This is a genomic window from Azospira sp. MPR-E4, from assembly GCF_058809645.1.
In genome coordinates this window covers 1-16,609 of sequence record NZ_JBXAST010000039.1, presented here as the reverse complement: position 1 = coordinate 16,609, position 16,609 = coordinate 1, and the positions used below count along the sequence as shown (strand labels likewise).

The following is a 16,609-nucleotide window of genomic DNA, read 5'->3' as shown; positions in this document are numbered from 1 at the left end:
GCGCCATGGTTTCCGTCGTCCATTCCGTCGCCGCCCAGAGCGACTTCGAACAGTCCCTCCTGACCCTCACCGATGGCCTCTCCGAAAACGAGACGGCCTTTATCCGGGAGGCGGCCCTCTTCGCCCGTGACGCCTATGGCGACAACACCCTGGGCAGCGGCGAGGGCATCCTCTCCCACGCCCTGGGGATGGCCCTCATCATCGCCGGCCTGAAGCTGGACGCGGACTCCCGCGCTGCGGCCCTGCTCTTCGCCGTGGCCACCTACGACGAGAAGGGCCTGGAAACCCTCAACGAACGCTTCGGCGGCGGCGTCGCCCACCTGGTGGGCGGCATCTCCCGCCTCAACCGGCTGCGCCCCATCTCCCGCGGCTTCGTCGCCGACACCACCCAGAATCCCCAGGAAATGAAGGCCCAGGTGGAAGTCCTGCGCAAGATGTTCCTGGCCATGGTGGAAGACATCCGGGTGGTGCTGCTGCGCCTCGCCTCCCGTACCCAGACCCTGCGCTACTACGCCGCCGAGCCGGACGACCTGCGGGTGCACGTGGCCCGGGAAACCCTGGAACTGTATTCGCCCCTGGCCAACCGCCTGGGGGTGTGGGAGCTGAAGTGGGAGCTGGAGGACCTCTCCTTCCGCTTCATCCACCCGGATACCTACAAGAAAATCGCCAAGATGCTCGACGAGAAGCGTCTGGAGCGGGAGCAGTTCATCATCGACGCGGTGGACCGGGTCAAGTCCGAGCTGGCGGCGGTGGGCATCCACAAGGCCGAGATCTACGGCCGGCCCAAGCACATCTATTCCATCTGGAACAAGATGCGCAAGAAGGGCGTGGATTTCTCCGAGGTGTACGACATCCGGGCCTTGCGTGTCATCGTGGACGAGGTCAAGGACTGCTACACGGTGCTGGGCATCGTGCACAACATCTGGACGCCGATCCCCAAGGAATTCGACGACTACATCTCCAATCCCAAGGGCAACAACTACCGTTCCCTGCACACCGCCGTGCGCTGCCCCGACGGGCGCAGCCTGGAAGTGCAGATCCGCACCTGGGAAATGCACCGCCACGCCGAGTTGGGCGTGGCCGCCCACTGGCGCTACAAGGAAGGCACCAAGCACAGCTCCGAGGACAACTACGACGACAAGATCGCCTGGCTGCGCCAGCTGCTGACCTGGAAGGACGAAGTCTCCGACTCCTCCGACTGGGTGAACCACTACAAGCAGGCCGCCCTGGATGAGACCATCTACGTCATGACGCCCCAGGGCAAGGTGGTGGACCTGCCGCAGGGCGCCACCCCGGTGGACTTCGCCTACCGCCTGCACACCGACCTGGGCCACCGCTGCCGCGGCGCCAAGGTAGACGGGGCCCTGGTGCCCCTGGATACGGCCCTGAAGACCGGCCAGCGGGTGGAGATCGTCGCCGCCAAGCAGGGCGGCCCCTCCCGGGACTGGCTCAATCCCTCCCTCGGCTACATCGCCACCAAGACGGCACGGACCAAGGCCCGGGCCTGGTTCTCCAACCTGGCCCTGGAAGAATCCCTGGCCGAAGGCCGGGGCATCGTGGCCAAGGAAATCCAGCGGGTCGGCGGCGGCGGCACCAACCTGGAAGAACTGGCGGGCAAGCTGGGCTATGCCAAGGCGGACGACCTCTACATCGCCGCCGCCCGCAACGAACTCAATCTGCGCCTGTTTCAGGCCGCCGTGCGCGGCACCGAGCCGCCGGTGGACGAGCGGGGTGCCGAGCCCATGCCGGTGCGCCGGCCCAAACCGGCCGAAGGGGAGGGCGCCGGCGACCGGGGCATTCTCATCGTCGGCGTGGACAAGCTATTGACCCAGCTGGCCCGCTGCTGCAAGCCGGCACCGCCGGACCCGATCCAGGGCTTCGTCACCCGGGGCAAGGGCGTCTCCATCCACCGGGCCGACTGCCCGGACTTCGCCAACCTCCAGGCCCTGCACCCGGAGCGGGTGATCGAGACCGAGTGGGGCGGCCACCCCCACGGCATCTTCCCGGTGGACATCACGGTGGACGCCCACGACCGCCAGGGCCTGCTGCGGGACATCTCCGACGTCTTCGCCCGGGAGAAGATCAACGTCATCGGCGTGCAGACCCTCTCCAAGCAGGGGCAGGCCCACATGGGCTTCACCGTGGAAATCCTCAACCTGCCCCAGCTGACCCGCACCCTGAAGCTGATCCACGAGGTGCAGGGCGTGGTGGGGGCGCGGCGCGGCTGACGTCCGCCAATCCCCCGGCCGCTCGTCCTGGCGGCAAGAAAAAACGCCCTCCTCGGAGGGCGTTTTCGTTGGCGCCGCCGACTGCCCGCTCAGGCGCCGGCGCGGATGAAGTCGGCGAATCTGGCCAGCTGGCCGGCGATGTGGTCCCGGGTACTGGCGTCGTTGAGCTTGCCGGCGGCGGCATCCACCTTGTTCTGCACGCCGCCCACCATCACCTCGGGCACGTTGAAGACCCGCGGGTTGAGATAGATCAGCACCTGGCGCAGGTGGTACTGGGCCCGGGCGCCGCCGAAGGGGCCCATGGAGGCGGACTGCAGCAGCACGGGCTTGCCGGCGAAGGGCTGGTTGGGCACCCGGGAGAGCCAGTCGATGGCGTTCTTCAGCACCCCGGGCACGGAGTAGTTGTATTCGGGGGTGACGATGATGAGGCCGTCGGCGGCCCGGATGGCTTCGGCCAGGGCGGTCACGGCCGGGGGAATGCCCTTGGCCTCGACGTCGCCGTCGTAGAGGGGAATGTCGTGCAGGGAGGGCAGGGTGCTGATGCCGACGCCGGCCGGGGCCAGTTCCGGCAGGGTGTTGGCGACCATGCGGTTATAGGAAGCCTGGCGCAGGCTGCCGACCAGGGTGACGAGGCGCAGCGGAGTGGCGGTGCTCATTTGCTCTTCTCCTTGAATTCGGTGCAACGGTGGATGGGGCGTTTGCTGAAGGTGAGGCAAGGAAAGTCACAGCTTCGTTCCCCCGGCGCGGCAGCGCAAGTCCGGAACGGGAAAAAGATGGCGCGGCGTCGCTCCAGGACGCTGCCCTGGAAGCAGAACGGACGCCGTTCCCGGCCGGCAGTGGCTGGAAAGTGGCGTCCGTTCTGCTTCCTGGCAGGGGTGGGTGCGGCGGCTCAGACCCCGCTGGAGAGCCCGTGCAGCAGTTCGCTCTGGGCGCAGCGGGGCTTGGCCCGGGCGTTCTTCTTGCGCGTGTAGGTGCCGCTGGAACCGTCCATCTCCCAGGCCTGCTGGTTGTCCACCAGATAGGGACGCAGGCCTTCGCTGATGACCCTCTTTTTCAGCTTCGGGTCCAGCACCGGGAAGCACAGCTCGATGCGGCGGAAGAAGTTGCGCTCCATCCAGTCGGCGGAGGAGAGATAGACGTTCTCGGCGCCGCCGGCGTGGAAGTAGAAGATGCGGTGGTGCTCCAGGAAGCGGCCGATGATGGAGCGCACCCGGATGTTCTCCGACAGCCCCGGCACCCCGGGGCGCAGGGCGCAGACGCCGCGCACCACGAGGTCGATCTTGACCCCGGCCTGGGAGGCTTCGTAGAGGGCCATGATGGTTTCCGGCTCCAGCAGGGAGTTCATCTTGGCGATGATGGCGGCGGGCAGGCCGGCCTTGGCGTTCTCCGTCTCCTGGCGGATGGCGGCGATGATGTTGGAGTGCAGGGTGAAGGGCGCCTGCCACAGGTGGTGCAGGGCCTGGGCCCGGCCCAGGCCGGTGAGCTGCTTGAAGACCTCGTTCACGTCGGCACCCATTTCCTCGTCGGCGGTGAGCAGGCCGAAGTCGGTGTACAGGCGGGCGGTGCGCGGATGGTAGTTGCCGGTGCCCAGGTGCACGTAGCGGCGCAGGCGGCTCTGGCCCGACTTATCCTCCTCCCGGCGCACGATCATGATCATCTTGGCGTGGGTCTTGTGGCCGACCACGCCGTACACCACGTGGGCCCCCACCTCTTCCAGCTTGGTGGCCCAGTTGATGTTGGCCTCCTCGTCGAAGCGGGCCATCAGTTCCACCACGGCGGTCACTTCCTTGCCGTTCTCGGCGGCCCGGATGAGGGACTCCATCAGCACCGAGTCGGTGCCGGTGCGGTACACGGTCATCTTGATGGCCACCACCGCCGGGTCCGTGGCTGCCTGGTTGAGCAGGTCGATCACCGGGGTGAAGCTCTGGTAGGGGTGGTGCAGCAGGATGTCGTTCTTGCGGATGCTGGCGAAGATGCTGGTGCGCTTTTCCAGGGTCTTGGGCATGCCCGGGGGGAAGGGGGCGAACTTCAGGTCGGGCCGGTCCACCTGGTCGGGAATCTGCATCAGGCGCACCAGGTTCACCGGGCCGTTGACCCGGTACAGGTCGCTTTCCGAGAGGTTGAACTGGCCGAGGAGGAATTCGCTCATGGTGGGCGAGCAGTTGTCCGCCACCTCCAGGCGCACCGCGTCACCGAAGTGGCGTTGCGGCAGTTCGCCCTGGATCTTGGTGCGCAGGTTCTTCACCTCTTCCTCATCGACGAAGAGGTCGGAATTGCGGGTGACGCGGAACTGGTAGCAGCCGAGCACGTTCATGCCGGCGAACAGCTCGCCGACGAAGGCATGGAGGATGGAGGAGAGGAAGACGAAGCTGTATTCGCCCTCGCTCAGTTCCTGGGGCAGGCGGATGACCCGGGGCAGCACCCGGGGCGCCTGGACGATGGCGGCGCCGGAGTTGCGGCCGAAGGCGTCGCGCCCCTCCAGTTCCACGGCGAAGTTGAGGCTCTTGTTGAGCACCCGGGGGAAGGGGTGGGAAGGGTCCAGGCCGATGGGGGTCAGCACCGGCATCACTTCGCGGAAGAAGTAGTCCCGCACCCATTCGCGCTGGGCGTCGGTCCAGCGGGTGCGGCGCAGGAACTGGATGCCTTCCTTTTCCAGGGCCGGCAGCACGTCGGCGTTGAGCAGCTCGTATTGCTCGTGCATCAGGCGGTGGGCTTCGGCGGACACCTGGCGGTACACCTCCTGGGGCGTCTTGCCGTCGGTGGTGCGGGTGTTGGAGCCGAGCTTGAGCTGCTCCTTGAGGCCGGCGACCCGGATCTCGAAGAACTCGTCCAGGTTGGAGGAGACGATGCACAGGTAGCGCAGGCGCTCCAGCAGCGGCATGGAGACGTCCTGGGCCTGGGCGAAGACGCGGCGGTTGAAGGCCAGCAGGCCCAGTTCCCGGTTGATGAAATTTTCCGGGGGGAAGCGGCGGTAGATGTGGGATCGGTTCAGGTTCATGGCGGCGGTGGCGCGGGGCAGGGGAGTGGCGTGATTGCCGGATTACGGACAAACGCCATTTTGTTACGTTAATGTTAAGGGAATATGACCGCAAACGACCAGTATGCGCCCTTTCCCACGGTTGGTGCCGTGCGGGGCGCTCCGGGTCGCTGTCACGAGACGCCCACATTGCGGGTGCTAGAATGACGGCTCTCCGACAGAACAAGAGCCACTGAAAAGGCTGTCCGCTGCATGCGCTATGAATTGATTGCCGCCGTCGATCTGGGCTCCAACAGCTTCCGCCTGCAGGTCGGGCGGGTGGTGGACGACCAGATCTATCCCCTGGATTCCCTCAAGGAGCCGGTCCGGCTCGCTTCCGGCCTGTCCCCCGACAAATACCTCAACGAAGCCGCCCAGGAACGGGCCATCGCCGCCCTGCGCCTGTTCGGCGAGCGCCTGCGGGGTTTCGCCCCCGACGCCGTGCGGGTGGTGGCCACCAACACCCTGCGGGTGGCGAAGAACGCCCCCGAACTGCTGCCCCGGCTGGAGGAGGCCCTGGGCTTCCCCATCGAAATCATTGCCGGCCGCGAAGAGGCGCGCCTGATCTACATCGGCGCCGCCCATTCCCTGCCGCCGGCGGAGCACAAACGCCTGGTCTTCGACATCGGCGGCGGCTCCACCGAATTCATCATCGGCCGCGGCGCCGAGCCCCTGCTGCTGGAATCCCTGTACATGGGCTGCGTCAGCTACACGGTGCGCTTCTTCCCCGACGGCAAGGTGGACAAGAAGCGCCTGCGGGAAGCCGAAGTGGCGGCGGGCAAGGAAATCCAGACCATCGCCCACGACTACCAGCGCCTGGGCTGGAACGAGGCAGTCGGCTCCTCCGGCACGGCCCGGGCCATCGCCGACGTGCTGGAGCTGAACAACCTCAATCCGGGCGGCGTCGCCGGCATCACCCGGGAGGGCCTGCAGAAGCTGCGCGCCATCCTGCTCAAGGCCGGCTCCGCCGAGGCCATGCCCCTGGAAGGCCTGCGCAACGACCGCACGCCGGTGCTTTCCGGCGGCATCGCCATCATGGGCGCCATCTTCGAGACCCTGCAGCTGGAGCACATGACCTACGGCGACGGCGCCCTGCGCCTGGGGGTGCTCTACGACCTGCTGGGCCGTTTCCACCACCACGACATGCGCGACGCCACCGTGGCCAGCTTCATGCGCCGCTACCAGGTGGATCTGTGGCAGGCCCAGCGGGTGGAGCAGACCGCCGGGGAAATCTTCAGCCACCTGGATGCGGGCGGCTGCGGCGGCGACAGCACGGACCGGGACAATGCGGAGCATTTCCTGCGCTGGGCCGCCAAGCTGCACGAGATCGGCATTTCCATCGCCCACAACGGCTACCACAAGCACGGCGCCTACATCCTCACCTTCGCCGACATGCCCGGCTTCTCCAAGAAGGACCAGGCTCGCCTGGCCATGCTGGTGCTGGGGCACCGGGGCAAGCTGGACAAGGTGGCGGTGCTGCCCAAGGGCGACGTGAACTGGCTGCTGATCCTCTCCCTGCGCCTGGCCGTACTCTTCCACCGCTCCCGCAGCGACCAGGGGCGGCCGCCCTACAGCATCGCCATGGGCGACAAGGGCGCCACCCTGGAACTGCCGGCGGACTGGCTGGCTGCCAATCCCCTGACGGCGGCAGCCTTCGCCGAAGAAATCCAGGCCTGGCAGCGGGCCGGCCTGGAATTCCGCCTGAAGCGCCTCAACGCCGCCAAGGGTGGCGGCAGGCAGGCGGCCTGAAGCCATGAACGCGGGCGGCCTGGAAACGGTACAGGGCGACGCGGGCCCCATCGCCCGCATCAGCGGGGACTGGACCCTGGCCTCCCTGCCCCGTTCCCTGGCCGAGCTGGAAGATCGCCTGGCCGCCCTGGCCGCCGCCGGTGCCGGCTGGGACCTGACTGCCCTGGGGCGTCTCGACAGCCTGGGGGCGCTCCTCCTGTGGCGCGCCTGGGGCCGCCAGTGGCCGCCCGGCGTGACCCTGGCAGCCGATCACCGGCGCGCCCTGGAACGGGTGGCGGCCCTGCCGCCGGCGGCTGCGGCCCTGCCGCCGGCCCGCCCCTTCGAAGCGGTGGAAGCCCTCGGCGTCTTCGTCCTCAAGTTCAGCCACAACCTGCTCGGCCTGGTGGCCCTGCTGGGCCAGCTGGTGCTGGACCTGGCCTACCTGCTGCGCCATCCCCGGGAACTGCCCTGGGTCGAGTACTCGGCCACCCTCTACAAGAGCGGCGCCAAGGCCCTGCCGGTGACGGCCCTGGTGGGCTTTCTCATCGGCGTGGTGATGAGCTACCTGTCGGCCCTGCAACTGAAAATGTTCGGCGCCGACATCTTCATCGTGAACATCCTGGGCATCAGCATCATCCGGGAACTGGGGCCGGTGCTGGTGGCGGTGCTGGTGGCCGGCCGTTCCGGCTCGGCCATGACGGCCCAGATCGGCGTCATGCGGGTCACCGAGGAAATCGACGCCCTGGCCACCATGGGCATCTCCCGCACCCAGCGCCTGGTGCTGCCGAAAATCGCCGCCCTCACCACCGCCTTGCCCCTGCTGGTGCTGTGGACCTCCGCCGCCGGCATCCTGGGCGGCATGGTCTCGGCCAACCTGCAGCTGGGGCTGTCCTACGGCTTTTTCCTCGACCAGCTGCCCAAGGCCGTGCCCCTGGCCAACCTGTGGATCGGCCTGGCCAAGGGCTGGGTCTTCGGCCTGCTCATATCCCTGGTGGCCTGCCACTTCGGCCTCCACGTCAAACCCAACACCGAGAGCCTTTCGGCCCGCACCACCGCCGCCGTGGTCACCGCCATCACCATCGTCATCCTGGTGGATGCCCTGTTCGCCATCGCCACCCGCGAGATCGGGCTGCCCAAATGAGCCGGCCGGTCATCGAAGTCCATGGCCTGTGGAGCCGCTACGGCGACACGGTGATCCATCGGGAGCTGGACCTGGTGGTGGAGCAGGGCCAGATGGTGGGTCTGGTGGGCGGCTCCGGCAGCGGCAAGACCACCCTGCTGCGGGAGGTGGTGGGGCTGCTGCGGCCGTGGAAGGGGCGGGTCCATCTCTTCGACTGCCCCCTCTATTCGGGGGACCCGGGCGTGGACCGGGCCCTGCGCCAGCGCTTCGGCATGCTGTTCCAGCAGGGCGCCCTGTATTCGGCCCTCTCCGTTTTCGACAACGTGGCTTTCCCGTTGCGGGAATTCGGCCTGGAGGACGAGAGCCTGATCCGGGACCTGGTGCACCTGAAGCTGGCCATGGTGGAACTGGACCCGCGCCACGGCCTGCTCAAGCCGGCGGAACTTTCCGGCGGCATGGTCAAGCGGGTGGCCCTGGCCCGGGCCCTGGCCCTGGAGCCGGAACTGCTGATCCTGGACGAGCCCACCGCCGGCCTGGACCCGGACCGCAGCGAAGGCTTCGTGCGCCTGATCCGGGAACTGCAGGCCGAGCTGGGCTTCACCGTGATCATGGTGACCCACGACCTGGCCACCCTGACCGGCCTGTCCACCCATATCGCCGTGCTGGCCGACCAGCGCATCGTCGCCTTCGGCACGCCGGAGGAGGTGCGCCGGGTGGAGCATCCCTTCATTTCGAGTTTTTTCGGCGGCGCCGCCGCGGCCCAAGGCCCGGCCGCCCCCGCGCCCCTCTAGGCGTCAGCAGGAGTCGTTTATGGAAAACCGCGCCCATGCCCTCGTTGCCGGACTGTTCACCCTGCTCCTGGCAGCGGCCGTCCTGTTCTCCGTGTGGTGGTTCGGCGGCAAGCACGACGTCACCCGGGACTACCTGGTGGTGACCCAGGGCAACGTCACCGGCCTCAACCTGCAGGCCCAGGTGCGCTACCGGGGCATCCGCGTCGGCCGGGTGGAGGATATCCGCCTGGACAAGAACCAGCCCGACGACATCCTCATCCGCATCAGCATCCTCGACGAGGTGCCGGTGACCCGCAGCACCGTGGCCCTGCTCAACTACCAGGGCGTCACCGGCCTGGCCCAGGTGCAGCTGGAGGAGCGGGGCGACGACGACCGTCCCCTGGCGGCCGGCGACGGCCTGCCGCGCATTCCCATGCAGCCTTCCCTGATCCAGGAGCTTTCCGATGCCGGCGCCGAGACCCTGCGCCAGGCGCGGGAACTGCTGACTTCCGCCAACCAGCTGGTGGGGGAGGAGAACCAGCGCCGGGTCGGCAACACCCTGGCCAACCTGGAAAGCATCTCCGCCGGCTTGAAGCCCGCCGCCCAGGAGCTGGGGCCGACCCTGGTGCAGCTGCGCAAGGCCCTGGCCGACGACAACCTGAAACACCTCAGCAGCGCCCTCGAAGGCAGCGCCGGTACCGCCAGGGAAGCCAAGGAACTGGTGGCCGGCCTGCGCCGCCTGTCGGAGCGGCTGGAACAGTCCGGCGGCGGCGAATCCGGCGCCGGGCTGCTGTCGCCGCGCTGGGGCGACCTGGCCGGCGACATCGCCGCCAGCACGCGCCAGCTCAACCGGGTCCTGAACCAGGTGGAACGGGACCCCCAAAGCCTCATCTTCGGCGCCCCGGCCCCCGTGCCCGGCCCCGGGGAGCCCGGCTTCCTGCCCCATCCCGGGAGAAATCCATGACCTTCGCCACCACCGGGCGCCTCGCCGCCTGTTCCCTGCTGCTGACCCTGGCCGCCTGCGCCGGCGGCCGCGGCGCCCCGCCGGCCGCCACCTACGATTTCGGGCCGCGCCCGGCCGAGGCCGGCGTCGATGGCGCCGCCAGCGCCGTGGCCAGGCCCGTCAGCCTGGAGCTGCGCCTGGTCCCCTGGCTCGATACGCCGGCAGTGAATTACCGTCTGGCCTACGACGACGCCAGCCGCCTCATGGCCTACAGCCAGAGCCGCTGGGCGGCGCCGGCGGGGCAGTTGCTCAACCTGCGCCTGCGTCAGCAGCTGGGCGGCGGCAACGGCGGTTGCGCCCTGCGCCTGGAGGTGGATGAATTCACCCAGGTCTTCGACAGCCCGACCCAGAGCCGCGGCGTGTTGCAGGGCCGCATGACATTGTTCGACAAACAGCGCAAACTCATATTCGAGCGTCCGTTCAGCGTGGAGAAGCCCGCTCCTAGCCCCGATGCGCGGGGTGGGGTGGTTGCGCTGAGCCTGGCTGCCGATGCCTTCGGCCAGGAAATCGGACGTCGGCTGGCCGACCTGGAGCGGGAGGCCAGACTGGCTCCCTGCCGTTAGCAGTCCGGGGGCAGGGAGTTCATGAAAAATACCAACGCAAACACATAAGAGGGATATTCATGGCAGGTCATAACGACAACAGCAGCAACATCTACAAGCAGGGTCTGGAAAAGAATGCGGCCAACTATGTGCCGCTGTCGCCGCTAACCTTCATTGCCCGTTCAGCCTACATCTACCCGGACCGGGTGTCCGTGATCCACGGCCAGCGCCGCTATACCTGGCTGGAAACCTTCAACCGGGCCAGGCGCCTGGCCTCCGCCCTGGAAGCCCGGGGCATCAAGGAAGGCGACACCGTCGCCGTGATGCTCAACAACACGCCGGAAATGTACGAATGCCACTTCGGCGTGCCCGTCACCGGCGCCGTGCTCAACACCCTCAACACCCGTCTTGATCCCGAAGCCGTGGCCTTCATGCTGAATCACGGTGAGGCCAAGATCCTCATCACCGACAAGGAGTATTCCCACATCGTCGGGCCGGCCCTGGAAAAACTGGGCCGCAGCATCGTCGTCATCGATGTGAACGACAGCGAATACACCGGCCCCGGCGACCTGCTGGGCGAGAAGGACTACGAGGCCCTGCTGGCCGAAGGCACCCCGGACTACGAGTGGAAGGGCCCCCAGGACGAATGGGACGCCATCTCCCTCAACTACACCTCCGGCACCACCGGCAACCCCAAGGGCGTGGTCTATCACCACCGGGGCGCCTACCTCAACGCCATGTCCAACATCGTCTCCTGGGGCATGCCGCCCCATTCGGTGTACCTGTGGACCCTGCCCATGTTCCACTGCAACGGCTGGTGCTTCCCCTGGACCATGGCGGCCAATGCCGGCACCAATGTCTGTCTGCGCCGGGTCGATCCCAAGCTGATCCTGCAGTCCATCCGGGAAAACAAGGTGACCCACTACTGCGGCGCCCCCATCGTCCATTCCATGCTGGCCAATGCGCCGGCCGAATGGCGTGAAGGCATCAACCACGGCGTGTCCGGGCTCATCGCCGCCGCACCGCCCCCCGCCGCCGTCATCGAAGGCATGGCCAAGATCGGCTTCAAGATCACCCACGTCTATGGCCTGACCGAGACCTACGGTCCCGCTTCCGTCTGCGCCCAGCAGCCCGAGTGGTTCGACCTGCCGGTGGGCGAGCAGGTGAACCTGAATGGCCGCCAGGGCGTGCGCTACCACGCCCAGGAAGCCATCACCGTGCTCGATCCGGCCACCATGGAGGCGGTGCCCTGGGACAACGAGACCATGGGCGAGATCATGTTCCGCGGCAACCTGGTGATGAAGGGCTACCTGAAGAACCCCAAGGCCACGGAAGAGTCCTTTGCCGGCGGCTACTACCATACCGGCGACCTGGCGGTGATGCAGGCTGACGGCTACGTCAAGATCAAGGACCGTTCCAAGGACGTGATCATCTCCGGCGGCGAGAACATCTCCTCCATCGAGGTGGAAGACACCCTCTACCGCCACCCGGCGGTGATGGCCGCGGCCGTGGTGGCCACTCCCGATCCCAAGTGGGGCGAGGTGCCGGCCGCCTTCATCGAACTGAAGGACGGCGTCAGCATCACCGAGGTGGAAATCATCGAGTTCTGCCGCGAGCACATGGCTCGCTTCAAGGTGCCGAAGAAGGTCATCTTCGGACCCCTGCCCAAGACTTCCACGGGCAAGATCCAGAAGTACGTGCTGCGGGAAATGGCCAAGTCCACCGCCGCCATCGAGTAATCCAGCCGCATCCATAACCAAGCCGGGGGCAGACAGCACAGCCTCCGGCTTTTTTCTGTAGGAGACAAAAAATGACAAACCAGGAACCCATCCTGCTGCGCGAAGACCGCCCCGACGGCCGTACCACCCTGGTGCTGAACCGTCCGGCCCAGTTCAATTCCCTCTCCAACGCCATGCTGGAAACCCTGCTGGCCGAACTGCAGAGCATCGCCGCCGACAAGACGGTCCGCGTCGTGGTGCTGCAGGGCGCCGGCAAGGCCTTCTGTGCCGGCCACGACCTCAAGGAAATGCGCAGCAACCACGACAAGGCCTTCATGCAGGCCCTGTTCAAGCTGTGCGCCAAGGTCATGCTGACCATCCAGGAAATGCCCCAGCCGGTCATTGCCCGCATCCACGGCATCGCCACCGCTGCCGGCTGCCAGCTGGTGTCCATGTGCGACCTGGCGGTGGCCGCCGACGTGGCCAAGTTCGCCGTTTCCGGCATCAACGTGGGCCTCTTCTGCTCCACCCCCGCCGTCGGCCTGGCGCGCAACATGGGGCGCAAGGAAGCCCTGGAAATGCTGCTCACCGGCGAGTTCATCGATGCCGGGGAAGCCCAGCGCCGGGGCCTGGTGAACCGGGTGGTGGCCCTGGGCGATCTGGACGAGGCGGTGGAGCACCTGGTGCAGTCCATCCTGGCCAAGAGCCCGGTGGCCGTGGCCACGGGCAAGCAGATGTTCTACAAGCAGCTGGAAATGGGCATCGAAGCCGCCTACCAGTATGCCGGCGAGGTCATGGCCTGCAACATGATGGCCGGCGATGCCGCCGAGGGCATCGACGCTTTCATCGAAAAGCGCAAGCCAGTCTGGCAGGCCGCCTGAACGGGCCCGACAGGGCCGGAAATGTCCTGCAGCCGGGACTTTCCCGGCCCTGCCGCGGTAGGATGCCCCATGGCCGGAGATCCGCCGGCCGGGGCCTGGCGCCGCACAGGCCGGGGAGAGAGTGAACGCCATGTCCGCAGGTGATAGGGTTGAGACGGCCTTCGTGCCGACCGCAAGGCACTGGCTGGTGGCCATCATCGGCTTCGTCCTGCTCCTGGCGGGCGGGCTCTACCGCAGCCACCAGGTGCTGTTCGGCGCCGCCCGGGAGACGGCGGAACAGCAGCTGCAGGCGGTGGCGGCCCTCAAGTCCCAGGAAATCCAGCGCTGGATCGAGGATCGCCTGATCTTTCTCAGCCAGCCGCCGGGCAGCGTCATGTCCCAGCATTTCGCCCGCCTCCTGCAGCAACCGGGCGACGCCCGGGCCGCGGCCGGGCTGCGTCAGCGTTTCCGCTACCTGCAGCAGACCATTCCCGAAATCTCCGCCATCGGCCTGCATGACCTGGCCGGCCGCAGCTATCTGGCCGACCCGGCGGACGATCATCTGCGGGACGACACCCTGCACCAGGAAGCGGTGCAGGCCCTGTTGGAGAGCCGCAGGCCGCGCCTGGTGGACTTCCATCGCAAGGCCGGACGCGAGGGCGAGGTGGTCCTCGACCTGCTGGTGCCCCTCTTCGCCGAGGGGGAGACGGGGCGCCTCATCGGCTACGCCCTGTTCGAGATCGACCCGGCCAGGGTGCTCTATCCCATGGTCAGCCAGTGGCCCGTCCCCAGCGCCACCGGGGAAAGCCTGCTGGTGCGCCGGGACGGGGACGAGGTGCTGTTTCTTTCTCCCCTGGGGCGGCAGGCCGGGGCTCCCCTCAAGCTGCGCCTGCCCCTGGACACGCCGGGGCTGATCTCGGGCATGGCCCTGCATGGCGTCGGCGAGGTGCTGGCGGGGCGGGATTACCGGGGCCTGGCGGTGCTGGGCGTGGTGCTGCCGGTGGGCCAGACCGACTGGCTGCTGGTGGCGAAAATGGACGACAGCGAAATCTATCGCGAGGCCCGGCGCAACTTCGCCTGGCTGACGGCGGCGGGCGTCGTGCTGATGGCCGTGCTGCTGCTGGGGCGGGTCTTCAGCGCCGCCCTGCAGGCCCGGGAGCAGGAAGCCCGTTTCCGCCTGCTGGCAGAGAGCGGCAGCGACGTGGTGTGGCTGTACGAACTGGCTTCCCGCCGCTTCGCCTATGTCAGCCCCTCGGTGCAGGCCATGCGCGGCATCACCGTGGACGAGGCCCTGCAGCAGACCATGGCGGACCTGCTGACGCCGGAGTGCCACCAGCACCTGGACGGGGAGCTGGGGCGCTGGATCGCCGCCGTGGATACGGGCCAGGAGGCTGCCGCCTCACGCCACTACGAACTGGTGCAGCCGAGGAAGGACGGTTCCCTGATCCAGACCGAGGCGGTGATGACCCTGATCACCGATGCCCAGGGACGGGTCACCCACATCCAGGGCATTTCCCGGGACATCACAGAACGCAAGCGGGCCGAGGCCGAGCTGCACAAGTTCCTGCTGTCGGCGGAGCAGAGCCCGGTGAGCATCGTCATCACCAACCTGGCGGCAGAAATCGAATACGTGAACGAGGCCTTCGTGCGCACCGCCGGCTACAGCCGGGAGGAGGTGCTGGGGCAGAATCCGCGCATCCTGCAGTCCGGGCGCACGCCACGCTCCAGCTACGAGGAGATGTGGCGCTGCCTGTCCCGGGGTGAGGGCTGGCGCGGCGAGCTGTTCAACCGGCGCAAGGATGGCAGCGAATACCTGGAAGACGCCAGCATCAACCCCATCCGCCAGCCCGACGGCAGCATCACCCATTACCTGGCGGTGAAGGAGGACATCACCGAGCGCCGGGCCACCGAGGCGGCCCTGGCCGAGAGCGAGGACAAGTTCCGCACCATCTACGACACCATCGGCGATGCCATTTTCGTGCACGACGCCGCCAGCGGCAGCATCCTGGACGTCAATGGCGGCGCCTGCCGCATGTACGGCTACAGCCGGGAGGAGCTGCTGTCCCTGGATGTGCAGGGCATTACCGCCGACGACCCTGCTTTCCCGCCCCAGGCGGCCCGGGACTACATGCGGCGGGTGCAGGAGGAGGGGCCCCAGTCCTTCGAGTGGATGGCCCGGGGCAGTTCGGGGCGGCAGTTCTGGGTCCTGGTGAACCTGCAGATATTCCGTCTCTCCGGCGGCCAGCGGGTACTGGCCGTGGTGCGCGACATCGACGGGCGCAAGCGGGCGGAGCAGGAACTGCAGCAGGCCCTGGCCGAGGCCAAGGCCCTCAACCAGCGGCTGGCCGAGGCCCAGAGCCAGCTGCTGCAGTCGGAGAAAATGGCCTCCATCGGCCAGCTGGCGGCCGGGGTGGCCCACGAGATGAACAACCCCATCGGCTTCGTCTATTCCAACCTGGGCACCCTGGACCACTACCTGCGGGAGATCTTCGCCATCATCGCCGCCTATGAGGCGGCGGACAGCGGTCCCTGCCGCGATTGCCGGCAGCTGGAAAGCGCCCGCCAGCTGAAGCTGGAGAAGGACTTCGATTTCCTCCGCAGCGACATCGCCCAGCTTCTGGCCGAGTCCCGGGACGGGCTGGAGCGGGTGGCCAAGATCGCCCGGGATCTGAAGGACTTCTCCCGGGCCGGCGAGGCCGAGAGCCAGTGGGCCGACCTGCACCAGGGCCTGGATTCCACCCTCAACATCGTCTGGAACGAGCTCAAGTACAAGTGCGCCGTGCACAAGGAATACGGCGAACTGCCCCTGGTGTGGTGCGAGCCGTCCCAGATCAACCAGGTCTTCATGAACCTGCTGGTCAATGCGGCCCAGGCCATTCCCAAGAAGGGCGACATCTGGCTGCGCACCGGCCGCCGCGGCGACGAGGTGTTCGTGGCCGTGAGCGACAGCGGCTGCGGCATCGCCCCGGAGTACCTGCACCGCCTGTTCGAGCCCTTTTTCACCACCAAGCCCGTGGGCAAGGGCACCGGCCTGGGCCTCTCCCTGGCCTACAGCATCGTGCAGAAGCATCAGGGCCGCCTGGAGGTGGAGAGCGAGCCGGGCCGGGGCAGCACCTTCACCGTCTGGCTGCCCATCGAGGCCAAGCCCAGGCCGGAGGAGGGGACCGAGGCTGCCAGCGCGCCCCGGTGATGGCATACTCCCGCCTCCATTAGCCGGATGGCCCCGGGCCGTCGTTTTCTCCCATGCCTTACCTGATCACCGTCAACCTGCTCTGGGCCTTTTCCTTCAGCCTCATCGGCGAATACCTGGCGGGGCGGGTGGACAGCGATTTCGCCGTGCTGGTGCGGGTGGCCATCGCCGCCCTGGTGTTCATTCCCTTCACCCGCTGGCGCGGCCTGCCCGGGCGCCTGGTGGCCGGGCTGTGGCTGGCCGGGGCCCTGCAGTTCGGTGTCACCTACCTCTGCCTCTACCGCAGCTTCACCGTGCTGACGGTGCCCGAGGTACTGCTGTTCACCGTGCTCACCCCCATCTACGTCACCATGCTCGACGACGCCCTGGCCCGGCGCTTCAATCCCTGGGCCCTGGTGGCCGCCCTGGTGGCGGTGGGGGGCGGGGTGGTGATC

At 67.6% G+C, this 16,609-nt stretch carries 12 protein-coding genes; 10 read left to right on the top strand and 2 right to left on the bottom strand.

Annotated features, from left to right (window positions below; genetic code table 11):
• Window positions 1–5: 5 nt before the first annotated feature.
• On the top strand, window positions 6–2,228 hold the full coding sequence (locus tag AC1RTA_RS11855) for a RelA/SpoT family protein (RefSeq protein ID WP_130458625.1): 2,223 nt from the start codon (window positions 6–8) through the stop codon (window positions 2,226–2,228).
• 89 nt (window positions 2,229–2,317) lie between these two features.
• On the opposite strand, the gene AC1RTA_RS11850 is transcribed toward AC1RTA_RS11855, so the two are convergent.
• Window positions 2,318–2,884 carry an NADPH-dependent FMN reductase gene (locus tag AC1RTA_RS11850; protein ID WP_492784805.1) on the bottom strand — a complete coding sequence of 189 codons (567 nt, stop codon included), beginning with the start codon at window positions 2,882–2,884 and terminating at the stop codon, window positions 2,318–2,320.
• A gap of 233 nt (window positions 2,885–3,117) precedes the next feature.
• The gene (gene ppk1, locus AC1RTA_RS11845; protein ID WP_152089080.1) at window positions 3,118–5,226 is read right to left on the bottom strand and encodes a polyphosphate kinase 1; all 2,109 of its coding nucleotides are present in this window, start codon (window positions 5,224–5,226) and stop codon (window positions 3,118–3,120) included.
• A 231-nt stretch (window positions 5,227–5,457) separates the two neighbouring features.
• Between ppk1 and ppx the strand changes: the two genes are divergently transcribed.
• The 9 genes from ppx to AC1RTA_RS11800 all read left to right on the top strand — a co-directional run.
• Window positions 5,458–6,993, top strand: coding sequence for an exopolyphosphatase (gene ppx / locus AC1RTA_RS11840; RefSeq protein WP_152089081.1), 1,536 nt, complete (start codon window positions 5,458–5,460; stop codon window positions 6,991–6,993).
• Between the two features lie 4 nt (window positions 6,994–6,997).
• Window positions 6,998–8,113 carry an MlaE family ABC transporter permease gene (locus tag AC1RTA_RS11835; protein ID WP_492784804.1) on the top strand — a complete coding sequence of 372 codons (1,116 nt, stop codon included), beginning with the start codon at window positions 6,998–7,000 and terminating at the stop codon, window positions 8,111–8,113.
• On the top strand, window positions 8,110–8,883 hold the full coding sequence (locus AC1RTA_RS11830; protein WP_492784803.1) for an ABC transporter ATP-binding protein: 774 nt from the start codon (window positions 8,110–8,112) through the stop codon (window positions 8,881–8,883). Before AC1RTA_RS11835 ends, AC1RTA_RS11830 begins: the two co-directional genes overlap by 4 nt.
• Before the next feature lie 19 nt (window positions 8,884–8,902).
• Window positions 8,903–9,826 carry an MlaD family protein gene (locus AC1RTA_RS11825; RefSeq protein ID WP_014237830.1) on the top strand — a complete coding sequence of 308 codons (924 nt, stop codon included), beginning with the start codon at window positions 8,903–8,905 and terminating at the stop codon, window positions 9,824–9,826.
• Window positions 9,823–10,428: an ABC-type transport auxiliary lipoprotein family protein gene (locus tag AC1RTA_RS11820; RefSeq protein ID WP_130458618.1), complete on the top strand. Its 606-nt coding sequence runs from the start codon at window positions 9,823–9,825 to the stop codon at window positions 10,426–10,428. The genes AC1RTA_RS11825 and AC1RTA_RS11820 overlap by 4 nt, the downstream gene beginning before the upstream one ends.
• 59 nt (window positions 10,429–10,487) lie before the next feature.
• Complete coding sequence (locus tag AC1RTA_RS11815; RefSeq protein ID WP_130458617.1) at window positions 10,488–12,146, top strand: acyl-CoA synthetase; 1,659 nt, start codon at window positions 10,488–10,490, stop codon at window positions 12,144–12,146.
• A 71-nt stretch (window positions 12,147–12,217) separates the two neighbouring features.
• A complete protein-coding gene (locus AC1RTA_RS11810) occupies window positions 12,218–13,006 on the top strand; it encodes an enoyl-CoA hydratase (protein WP_014237827.1) in 789 nt (262 codons plus the stop codon).
• 163 nt (window positions 13,007–13,169) lie between these two features.
• The gene (locus AC1RTA_RS11805) at window positions 13,170–16,175 is read left to right on the top strand and encodes a PAS domain S-box protein (RefSeq protein ID WP_492784802.1); all 3,006 of its coding nucleotides are present in this window, start codon (window positions 13,170–13,172) and stop codon (window positions 16,173–16,175) included.
• A gap of 53 nt (window positions 16,176–16,228) precedes the next feature.
• Window positions 16,229–16,609: EamA family transporter (locus tag AC1RTA_RS11800; RefSeq protein ID WP_492784801.1), on the top strand; the 381-nt coding region annotated here is incomplete at its 3' end.

Coding starts and splice junctions, on each gene's coding strand:
- AC1RTA_RS11855 (WP_130458625.1), top strand. CDS start 6: ATGGTTTCCGTCGTCCATTCCGTCGCCGCCCAGAGCGACTTCGAACAG.
- AC1RTA_RS11850 (WP_492784805.1), bottom strand. CDS start 2,884: ATGAGCACCGCCACTCCGCTGCGCCTCGTCACCCTGGTCGGCAGCCTG.
- ppk1 (WP_152089080.1), bottom strand. CDS start 5,226: ATGAACCTGAACCGATCCCACATCTACCGCCGCTTCCCCCCGGAAAAT.
- ppx (WP_152089081.1), top strand. CDS start 5,458: ATGCGCTATGAATTGATTGCCGCCGTCGATCTGGGCTCCAACAGCTTC.
- AC1RTA_RS11835 (WP_492784804.1), top strand. CDS start 6,998: ATGAACGCGGGCGGCCTGGAAACGGTACAGGGCGACGCGGGCCCCATC.
- AC1RTA_RS11830 (WP_492784803.1), top strand. CDS start 8,110: ATGAGCCGGCCGGTCATCGAAGTCCATGGCCTGTGGAGCCGCTACGGC.
- AC1RTA_RS11825 (WP_014237830.1), top strand. CDS start 8,903: ATGGAAAACCGCGCCCATGCCCTCGTTGCCGGACTGTTCACCCTGCTC.
- AC1RTA_RS11820 (WP_130458618.1), top strand. CDS start 9,823: ATGACCTTCGCCACCACCGGGCGCCTCGCCGCCTGTTCCCTGCTGCTG.
- AC1RTA_RS11815 (WP_130458617.1), top strand. CDS start 10,488: ATGGCAGGTCATAACGACAACAGCAGCAACATCTACAAGCAGGGTCTG.
- AC1RTA_RS11810 (WP_014237827.1), top strand. CDS start 12,218: ATGACAAACCAGGAACCCATCCTGCTGCGCGAAGACCGCCCCGACGGC.